The organism is Acinetobacter sp. CIP 102529 (assembly GCF_000368325.1).
Classification (GTDB): Bacteria; Pseudomonadota; Gammaproteobacteria; order Pseudomonadales; family Moraxellaceae; genus Acinetobacter; species Acinetobacter parvus.
The window spans coordinates 69,759-78,990 of the sequence record NZ_KB849354.1; the positions used below are offsets into that span (position 1 = coordinate 69,759).

General features: G+C 33.7%; 10 protein-coding genes and 1 pseudogene. 6 read left to right on the forward strand and 5 right to left on the reverse strand.

What is annotated here, in order from left to right:
• Positions 1-78: 78 nt before the first annotated feature.
• The 3 genes from F972_RS02620 to F972_RS02630 form a co-directional block, all read right to left on the reverse strand.
• Positions 79-1,539 carry an AMP-binding protein gene (locus F972_RS02620; RefSeq protein ID WP_004763888.1) on the reverse strand — a complete coding sequence of 487 codons (1,461 nt, stop codon included), beginning with the start codon at positions 1,537-1,539 and terminating at the stop codon, positions 79-81.
• 124 nt (positions 1,540-1,663) lie between these two features.
• Entirely contained in the window at positions 1,664-2,377 is a 714-nt protein-coding gene (locus F972_RS02625; protein WP_004681203.1) for a class-II aminoacyl-tRNA synthetase family protein, read from the reverse strand.
• 34 nt (positions 2,378-2,411) lie between these two features.
• Entirely contained in the window at positions 2,412-2,657 is a 246-nt protein-coding gene (locus tag F972_RS02630; RefSeq protein ID WP_004681205.1) for an acyl carrier protein, read from the reverse strand.
• Between the two features lie 232 nt (positions 2,658-2,889).
• Here F972_RS02630 and F972_RS02635 point away from each other — a divergent pair, with 232 nt between their 5' ends.
• The 6 genes from F972_RS02635 (at position 2,890) to F972_RS02660 (ending at position 7,796) form a co-directional block, all read left to right on the forward strand.
• Positions 2,890-3,948 carry a pyridoxamine 5'-phosphate oxidase family protein gene (locus tag F972_RS02635; RefSeq protein ID WP_004681206.1) on the forward strand — a complete coding sequence of 353 codons (1,059 nt, stop codon included), beginning with the start codon at positions 2,890-2,892 and terminating at the stop codon, positions 3,946-3,948.
• A 106-nt stretch (positions 3,949-4,054) separates the two neighbouring features.
• Positions 4,055-5,059, forward strand: coding sequence for a cytochrome P450 family protein (locus F972_RS02640; protein WP_004681207.1), 1,005 nt, complete (start codon positions 4,055-4,057; stop codon positions 5,057-5,059).
• A 36-nt stretch (positions 5,060-5,095) separates the two neighbouring features.
• A complete protein-coding gene (argC, locus tag F972_RS02645; protein ID WP_004681209.1) occupies positions 5,096-6,031 on the forward strand; it encodes an N-acetyl-gamma-glutamyl-phosphate reductase in 936 nt (311 codons plus the stop codon).
• 39 nt (positions 6,032-6,070) lie between these two features.
• Positions 6,071-7,078, forward strand: a complete 1,008-nt coding sequence (moaA, locus tag F972_RS02650; protein WP_004681210.1) for a GTP 3',8-cyclase MoaA — start codon at positions 6,071-6,073, stop codon at positions 7,076-7,078.
• Positions 7,079-7,084: 6 nt separating this feature from the next.
• Positions 7,085-7,339, forward strand: coding sequence for a MoaD/ThiS family protein (locus F972_RS02655; RefSeq protein WP_004681211.1), 255 nt, complete (start codon positions 7,085-7,087; stop codon positions 7,337-7,339).
• Between the two features lies 1 nt (position 7,340).
• Positions 7,341-7,796 carry a molybdenum cofactor biosynthesis protein MoaE gene (locus tag F972_RS02660; protein ID WP_004681212.1) on the forward strand — a complete coding sequence of 152 codons (456 nt, stop codon included), beginning with the start codon at positions 7,341-7,343 and terminating at the stop codon, positions 7,794-7,796.
• Between the two features lie 19 nt (positions 7,797-7,815).
• Here the strand turns inward: F972_RS02660 and modB are convergent, their stop codons facing one another.
• Complete coding sequence (gene modB / locus F972_RS02665) at positions 7,816-8,496, reverse strand: molybdate ABC transporter permease subunit (protein WP_004681213.1); 681 nt, start codon at positions 8,494-8,496, stop codon at positions 7,816-7,818.
• Positions 8,497-8,512: 16 nt separating this feature from the next.
• Positions 8,513-9,157: pseudogene (gene modA, locus F972_RS02670) on the reverse strand (molybdate ABC transporter substrate-binding protein); the annotation flags it as partial.
• Between the last annotated feature and the right edge of the window lie 75 nt (positions 9,158-9,232).

Sequence of the window (9,232 nt, forward strand, 5' to 3'; positions counted from 1 at the left end):
TTTACTAAAAGTAATGGCAGCATGATTTAAATATTTAGAGCGGATTTATCACTTATAAAACTGAATTGAGTGGTCTAATTAACGGAACCACATCACTTTCTCTGGAGTTAATTTATTTCTAAGCAGTGTTTGGATAGTATTTTCAAGAGAGTTTAGTTCTGCATCAGGTGAGTAAGCCACAATAGCCACTGGTAATTGATAAGAGTTGTTACTAGGTACTGCAATAACTGCACTTTCTTTAACACCTTGAACAGAATCTATTATAGTTTCAATCTCCTTAGGGAATATCACCTGTGTTTCTGAAATAACAACTGCATCCTTGACTCTACCAATAATATGTAAGTAACCATCTTCATCAAACTTTCCGTAATCACCAGTTATAAAGTAACCGTCTGATTTCATATCCTCAGCAGTCTTTTCCGGTAGGCGCCAGTATCCAGAAAATAAATTCTCTCCTTTCATTTCAACAAACCCAATTTCTCCTTTAGCAGCAACCTTTCCGTTCGCTGGAGAGATAATTCGTACATCCACATTTGGTAAAGGAAAACCTACGCTATTTGGTCTACGTTCATGATCATAAGGATTAGACGCAATCATACTACCCTCGGTCATACCATAACGTTCAAGAATTGTGTGACCGGTAGCCTCCTGCCAATCCAAATGTGTTTGAGGCAACATTGGGGCAGAACCTGATAGGAATAAGCGCATATTTTTTGTAGCTTGCTTAAGATTTTGTTTACCAAGTAATGCCATATAAAAAGGAGGGACGCCCATTAGTACAGTTGCTTTTGGTAAAACACTCATGATTTTATCTACATCAAATCCCTGTAAATAAATCATGGAACTCGCTGAAAACAGTGCGACGTTAGTTGCAGTGAAAAGTCCGTGTAAATGAAAAAGTGGTAAGGCGTGGATTAATACATCTTTATCAGTAAAGCGCCAATACGAAACTAAAGTTTCAGCATTGGTTGCTAATGAACGGTGTGTATGAACAACTCCTTTAGGTCGACCAGTTGTGCCTGATGTATATAAAATAGCTGCAATATCTTCAGGACCTCGCTCAATCGAGCAAAATTCACTCACGACTGTACTATGCTTAGCTTCGTTTAGTGTCCCACTCTCATCTGTATTTAGAGTAAATGTTTTAACACTATTATTTGTTTTACTATCACTTAAGCATTTTTGAACAGCAGTAAGCGATTTATCCTGACATACAATAATTTTAGGTTCTGCATTATCAATGAAATATGCTAGATCATCGTCTGAATAAGCTGAATTTATTGGTACATAGATCGCGCCAGCTAGAATAGTTCCAACATAAAGCTCCAGTGAAGTAACAGTTTTTGGGGCATAATTTAATACTCTGTCTCCTGCTTTAACGCCCGATTCGATTAAAATTTGAGCAATTATCTCACTATTTCCAAAAAATTCACCATATGAAATATTCTCTTCCGTTTCAAAGATCTCGATAAATACCTTGCTATCAAGATTAATTGATTTATTTCTTAATTTCGCAATCAAGTGATTATTTGAATACATTTAATTTCTCTAATCTAAAATTATTGGTAAGTTACTATTCTGATTTAAATTGTATTTACTTTGAGCTTCACATTTCTAAAAAACGTCCAAAGCTAAATGACATCCTAAAAATGTTCCATTATTACTATGCAGCCTTATCTTCTTTTAGAAGAAACTGCTTATGAATACGGTCATATCCAAGACCAAAACATGCACTGAAAAGGTCATTTCCTTCACCTGAAGTGATTGAGCATGATTTAGAAAACGCTTTTAGATGCAAATTAACAGAGCCACAAGCTAGGCCATTCACAATAAACTCACTCTTAAGATTCTGATTTTCTTGAAATTTTTGTCTAAAATCATTAGCATTAAAGAATGGATCTGTGGCTTTCTCCACCTCCACTTCTAACCCTAGTGAACATATCATTTCAGTTACTTCTTCTTTTACTCTTTCTATCCAATTTTGAACATTCTCAAGATGTTCTGAGAAAAAGATATATTCGCGCATAAGGAAAGTAATCTGGCGCTCTCCCTCTTGATAGTAATCTTCACATCGCGAGCAATAATTCTTATGGGTAATAAGCGTATCACCATTTAAGCTAGTATTTTTTAACGAATTAAAAACTGGATAGCAGCAGGTTGGGGATAATAAATATTTTTCATTAACTTGTATGCTATTGGATACAGTAAATGCGTGTTGCGGGAATGACTTAATATATTTTTCAGCCAAAATAAAACTTTGAGGAAGCATGGGCGATAGTAACTTTTCATCTGCACCCTTAAAACACTTCAGATTGGCTAATTGCTCATCTAAAAATAATTCATGATTACGATTAATGGCTAATGAGTGAATTGTCATATTGATTTTCCAATTAATAGTTTTTTCTAGAAGCTTATGCAAGTTGTTGCGAAAATTTAGATACGATATTTTTTACACTACTAAAGTCTTCAAGATTTATTTCTTCGTACAAGATGGTCTTATTCATTTTTTTTTCCAAAAAAGCAATCAATCCTACAATACTCAAACTATCCACTATTCCTGAATCTATTAGCTCGGTGGACATTTCTATGTTTCCCTTTTCAGCCTTCGTGGCCTCCTCAAGGAATGTAATGATTTCTTGTGAGAATTGCGTTGACATAATTTTCTCCTAAATAATATTGACATGTAAGGTTTGATGATTTTCTCAGGTTCCTGAGTGATGGTATCGCTGGCTAATTAATGTAAATCCCCCTAAAGCAAAAACAAAAGTTATAGCAAGTATATGAAAATTAATAACTAAATTAATTTTTCAAAAAACACTAACTAACGTTTGTTTTTTGCGTTCTTTTTGCTAATATATTCTGTAAATAGAACAACGTCAATAACCTAAGATGAACAAAATTACTGTTGATAAACCTATTATTCCTGATAACAGATTTGGGCATGATGGTGAATTAGAAATGAGACGCCGTTTACCAAGTCCTATTTATCAGTGGGATAAATTCACTCTTAATAACATGATCCAACGAGAAGTGGGTCTAGGAATGTCTCGATTTATTGGAGCTCAAAATTTCTTTTTTGTGGCAACTTCAGATAAAAATGGTAATTGCGATGCAAGCTTTATCAGCACTTTTACGCATCAAAAGATAGATGAAATTTTTCCGACTTGTTTAATTTTAGATAACCGTAAGGAATTGATATTTCCTTATTTTGATGATGATACGTTTGTTAAAAATATAAAAAATATTAAAGAGAACCCTCATGTGGGTTTAATCTTTATAGATTTTATTCGTATTGGACGTATCAGAATCAACGGAAAGGCTTTCTTAGAGGAATTAACAGATGAGGTCAAAGCAATTTGGCCTCGTTGTGTGGGATATGTTCGTGTACTTATAGAACATGCTTATGGGAATTGTCCTGCAAGAATTCCTAAGTTATATCCTATTGAGCTTATAGAGAATGATCTTAACGAAGTAAATCAACTATATCCTTTGTGGGAACATTCGATATTTCAATTAAGAAAAAGCAATAAGATTGAATTGGAACTAGTTGAATTTATTGAATCTCAATCTTTCTTTTTTATTGCAACTGCAAATAACGATGGTCATTGTGATGCGAGTTTTAGAGGGACACAAGGTGATCATGGCTCTGGAAAAAAATTACCAGTTGCTAAAGTTTTTAATGATGGCAAAACTTTAATATTTCCCGATTACAGCGGTAATGCCCTATATAACAGCCTTGGAAATATTTTATTAAATCCAAAAATAAGTATGGTATTCGTCGATTTTACAAGAATAGGCATTTTAAAAGTCACTGGTCAGGTGTTTATTGAAGAAGTAAACACTGATGTAAAGAATATTTGGCCGGAAGCACAGGCTTTTTTACGAGTTGAGATTGAGGAAATTGATGGCAATTGCACGGAAATTATACCTCGGATGATACCGTTATAAATTATTCACAATTTTTTCTGCTAATTAACTTCATGAATCTATATTTATTTATGAGTCGTAAACTAACTGCATATTTAAATGCTTAAATAAAAGGGGATTTTTATAAATGAAAACCAACGAACATATTGTAAGAAATATTGAAGATGGAAAAAAAGTATTTCTTCAAGAAAGCTTTAGAGTAGACCACCCTTTCAGAATAACACGCCAAATTTTTGGGCCAAACGTGCTGGATACGGAGGGTCAAACACATTTAATGCGCAAACGTGAATGGAACACAACTTTTGGGCGTAAAAACATTGAATCGGTTGAATTTCAAAACATATTAAAAAATGCTGTAAGTGAGGGTCTTAAATATGCGATATCTAAAAATAATCTTTTTTTAGTATCGGATTACACTCCCAACAAAGTTATTTTGGATTTGTTAGGATGTGAAAAAATAGACCCTATTGATCATTTAAATATGGTGAAGCCTTTAGTTAATTATCTTGAAACTGGGATTAAATCAGGAAACTATATGCAAGCTAAAGAATACATTAGAAAAATTGAGTTCTATGATAGTTCAAATATATTTGAAAGAATATCTACAAAAGAAAGGGAAAATGATCTCTCACTTTTAGTTGGAGCTGGTGTTGAGACAACCATAGTATCGATGAAAATATTATTAACAGCTTGGGCTAGTAATAACGAGTTGTTCCACAAATCGATTGAAACAATGGGTGTAGATAATTTCATAGTTTGTTTGCTTGATAATGATCCTCCTCTGGGCATGGCAACCAAATATTGTGCTTCTGATACAGAACTGGGCGATAAAATTATTAGTAAAGGCGATATTGTTCATATCAGCATTACAGATACAAATAGTAGCGCAAAGTGTCCAATGCATAATCATAACAATATTACAAAGGAGGATATTAATGAAACAAGATTAACATTTGGTCATGGTAGACATCACTGCCCTGGTCATTTGCTAGCTAAAGCTGAATTGAAGTTGTTGGCAGAAGAATTATTAACATTAAATATAAATGACTTTAATGTTACAAATGCTGAACCAAATTACCAGCGTCCAGTCAATTTTAGACATCCAGCACCTCTTCTTATTGTTCCAAAGTAAAAAACTAATTTTCTATTATTATCTAGGATTGTTTAAATGAAACCAGTTGTATTTATAGATGGCGAGGCTGGTACAACTGGTCTTCAAATTCATACTTTATTATCAGAAAGAAAGGATATTGAGCTCATACATTTACCAGCTAGCGAAAGACGTAGCTCTATTAAAAGATCCGAAATTATTAATGATTGTAATATAGCAATATTGTGTTTGCCTGATGATGCTGCCAAAGAAGCTGTCTCATTTATTCAAAATTCGAGTGTGCGATTGCTTGATGCAAGTTCTGCCCATCGTACAGCTACGAATTGGGTTTATGGATTACCTGAATTAGAAAAAGGACATGATGAAAAGATATCCTTAGCAACAAGAGTATCCAACCCTGGTTGTTATCCAACTGGTGCCATATTAATGCTACGTCCTTTAATATTAAAGGGTATTTTGCCTAGTGATTATCCAATTAATATACACGCTACTTCGGGTTACTCTGGATCGGGAAAAGCACTAATAAGCGCATATGAAGACCCTAATAATCCTAACCCTACCAAGATACCATTTTGTAGCTACGGTCTTAATCTTAATCATAAGCATACCCCCGAGATTAAATCTCAGTCCTTATTAAATTATGCGCCAATATTTTCTCCTAACTATGGAAATTATCGTCAAGGGATAATTCTAAATATACCTATTCATTTACGATTAATTCCAGCCAAAGTAAATGCTGAGCAAGTAAGGAACGTACTAATTAAATATTATGAGGGCTCTCAATTTATAAAAGTAATGGACATGAAGAATATCGAGAATATTAATCAATTGCAGCCAGACTATTTAAATAATACTAATGAACTTCATATCTATGTATTTTCTAACGAAGATAAAGACCAAGTCTTATTGAGCGCTGTTTATGACAATTTAGGTAAAGGAGCTGCTCGCGCTGCTGTACAAAATTTAAATTTAATGTTGGGTGTTAATTATTAAATTTGATTACCTCTTTATTGTAAGATGAGAATATTTAAAATGATTAGTAATTCTTTAAATTTTATTGATCAGTTTGGACGTCAAAAGAAAAAACTTAGGATCTCAATAACAGACCGTTGTAATTTTAAATGTACTTACTGTATGCCTGAACATCCTATATGGGAAAAGAAAAGTAATTTTCTTAGTTTTGAAGAACTTTTTGCATTTTGCCAAATAATGGTAGACGCTGGTATTGAACAAATACGGATTACAGGTGGTGAGCCGCTTATTCGTAGCGGGGTTATTCATTTTATAAGTCAGTTGCAGAATTTGAAGACCAAAGGATTAAAGCGTATTTCTTTAACAACGAATGGACATTATTTAACAAAATATGCCCACCCCCTTAAGTTAGTGGGTTTGGATGACTTGAATGTAAGTTTGGACACACTAAATGCAGATCAATTTCTGAAAATTACAGGGAATAAATTATCTCCAGTTTTGGATGGTATTGAACATGCAATTAAAGTTGGATTAAATCTAAAAATTAATACGGTCTTGATGAAAAATATAAATGAAGACCAAATCTTAGATCTAGTTGCTTGGTCTAAGGAGCGTAAAATTCAAATTCGTTTTATTGAATTTATGCCGCTTGATGGAAATGCATTATGGACAAGTAGCGATGTGGTTAATGAGCAGCAAATCCTAAGTGTTTTAGCTTCAAAGTATATAGTTAATTATGTCATTCAAAATAGTAATCCTGCTAGATTATATTCTTTGGATACAAACTATTCTATTGGAATAATATCTACTGTAAGTAATTCATTTTGCGGGCAATGTGATCGGATACGGATCACTGCAAAAGGAGAACTGTTAAATTGTTTATTTGCTGTAAAAGGCATGGATTTAAAACAACAAATTACTGACTATACTTTGACTAAAACCACTGCTCTAAAGCAGGAAATTTTGCAAAATATTCATCAATATATTTGGAATAAAGACTATGGATTTGACTCGATTGATAAGCATAATAAATCTCGTAGAATTAGTATGAATACAATAGGTGGATAAAATTAAATGTTTAGCATAGATGTTGTAGCTTTTGGCAAAATTTCGGAATACTTACCGGAATCATTTGAACTGAAGATCGATACTCAAGATGAATCTATTACTATAAATCAGGCTCTAAAGATGATAGCTACTCATTACCCCACAGCTGTTCAAGCTTTAGATAAATGTGCATGTGCAATTGAAGACAAAATAGTTACACGTAAAGATACTATATCCAAAAGTGATCAGTTGGTTCTTTTGTCCCCTGTGGCTGGTGGCTAAAATGAATCAAAATAAAACTCAGCTGAAACAGTTTAAAAGAGTTCAGAATAATCCACTTTTACAGGAATTTTTTGATGATATTCAAAGTTTTCCTGAGTGCGGTGGTATTGCTGTTTTTATGGGGACAGTACGTAATCATCATAATGGCAAGCAAGTTAAATCCTTACAATACACAGCGTACGTACCATTAGCTGAAAAGTTGATACGTCAAATTGAAATAGAGGTTCAAAAAAAATTTGGTGTTTCTTATATACGAGTGGTACACCGAGTAGGACTATTGGAAATTGGTGAAATGGCTATAATAGCTATTTGTTATGCGCCACACCGCAAAGAAGCATTTGCCGCTTGTGAGGAAGCTGTAGAAAGAGTAAAACATGAAGCACCAATTTGGAAATTGGAGTTTTATATGGATGGAAGTAGCCAACATGTTGAAGGGTGTTGCATTCGTACTGATTAATTTTTCGTAGCACTGCAAATTATTTATATTCTTTGTACTTGTTAATTATATAAAAGTTTGCAGCCAAAGCGGAAAAAGCTAAAACTAAAGATAGGATTGCCAATCTTATTGCCATAGATTCTCCATCAGGTTGTTGTAAATAAGAATAAATAGCTATCGGGATCGTTCTAGTTTCATCAGGAATATTACCGATAAAAGTAATCGTTGCCCCAAATTCCCCTAAGCTCCTACTAAATCCTAAAATTGAACCAATTAAAATCCCAGGTAAAGCCAAAGGAAAGTGAATTTTGAAGAAAATACTCCAAAAAGATGCTCCCAGCGTTTGAGCTACCTCATCTAATTGACGATCTGATAATTGGAACGCAAGTCGAATTGGCTGCACGACCAATGGAAAACCAACTACCATTGATGCAAGAACAGCACCTTTCCAATTGAATGCTAGCTCAATACCAATTGTATTCAAGAATTGACCAATGCAGCCATTGTTACCAAATATTATTAATAATAAATACCCTAAAACCACAGGGGGTAACACCATCGGAAGTTGTAAAAGCCCTTCGATTAAAAATTTAAATTTAAATTCATAGCGAGCCAAAGCCCATGCCAAAGCTATAGCATACGGCAAGCAAAATAACGTTGCAAAAAATGCAACTTTAGCAGAAAGGTATAATGCGGATATTTCTTCAGGGTTAAGTAGCATATATTTAACCTAACCTTTATTTATAGAAGTGGAAACCATGTTTAATAAAAATATTTTTTACTTGAGGATTCGTGTTAATAAATTTATTAAAATGAATAGCCTCAGAATTTTTTTCACCTTGTTTGGTTAGGGCGATTGGATAAATAATAGCAGGATGTAAGTTGCGAGGAAATATACCAATAATTTTGACCTTTTTACTAATCAAAGCATCAGTCTTATAAACAATTCCTGTATCACATTCACCGCGCTCTACAAATGTTAATGTAGATCGAACACTATCTGTTTCAACTATTCTCCCTTTGAAGCTCTCTAGCCATTTCAAGTTCATCAAAGCATGCTTGGCATATTTTCCTGCTGGTACAGAATCCATTAAGCCCGTACACATACGACCTTTAAAAGCTTTTGCAAAACTAAAGTCCGCTTGCGGCTTAAATTTTACATTTAGGTATTGAGGACTAATAACTACTAATTCATTAGTGAGTATTGGATGAGCACTATGTGCCTGAATCTTCTTTTTTTTAATTAAATAATTCACCCAATCTAAATCTGCAGAAAAAAATATATCGCTATTTGCTCCAGCTTCGACCTGTTTCGCTAAAGATGAAGATGCTCCTAAAATTAAGACTATATTTGTTTTCGGGTTCTGTTTTTCATAAATTTGATGTGGGTCTAGGATTTTAGACCACGTCTATAAGTGATAATCTACTCCCCAATAAGCATGGGAAATGCTTGTTTT

Bases quoted from the DNA above. Each gene is read 5' to 3' on its own strand.
- F972_RS02620 (WP_004763888.1), bottom strand. From the start codon at position 1,539: ATGTATTCAAATAATCACTTGATTGCGAAATTAAGAAATAAATCAATT.
- F972_RS02625 (WP_004681203.1), bottom strand. From the start codon at position 2,377: ATGACAATTCACTCATTAGCCATTAATCGTAATCATGAATTATTTTTA.
- F972_RS02630 (WP_004681205.1), bottom strand. From the start codon at position 2,657: ATGTCAACGCAATTCTCACAAGAAATCATTACATTCCTTGAGGAGGCC.
- F972_RS02635 (WP_004681206.1), top strand. From the start codon at position 2,890: ATGAACAAAATTACTGTTGATAAACCTATTATTCCTGATAACAGATTT.
- F972_RS02640 (WP_004681207.1), top strand. From the start codon at position 4,055: ATGAAAACCAACGAACATATTGTAAGAAATATTGAAGATGGAAAAAAA.
- argC (WP_004681209.1), top strand. From the start codon at position 5,096: ATGAAACCAGTTGTATTTATAGATGGCGAGGCTGGTACAACTGGTCTT.
- moaA (WP_004681210.1), top strand. From the start codon at position 6,071: ATGATTAGTAATTCTTTAAATTTTATTGATCAGTTTGGACGTCAAAAG.
- F972_RS02655 (WP_004681211.1), top strand. From the start codon at position 7,085: ATGTTTAGCATAGATGTTGTAGCTTTTGGCAAAATTTCGGAATACTTA.
- F972_RS02660 (WP_004681212.1), top strand. From the start codon at position 7,341: ATGAATCAAAATAAAACTCAGCTGAAACAGTTTAAAAGAGTTCAGAAT.
- modB (WP_004681213.1), bottom strand. From the start codon at position 8,496: ATGCTACTTAACCCTGAAGAAATATCCGCATTATACCTTTCTGCTAAA.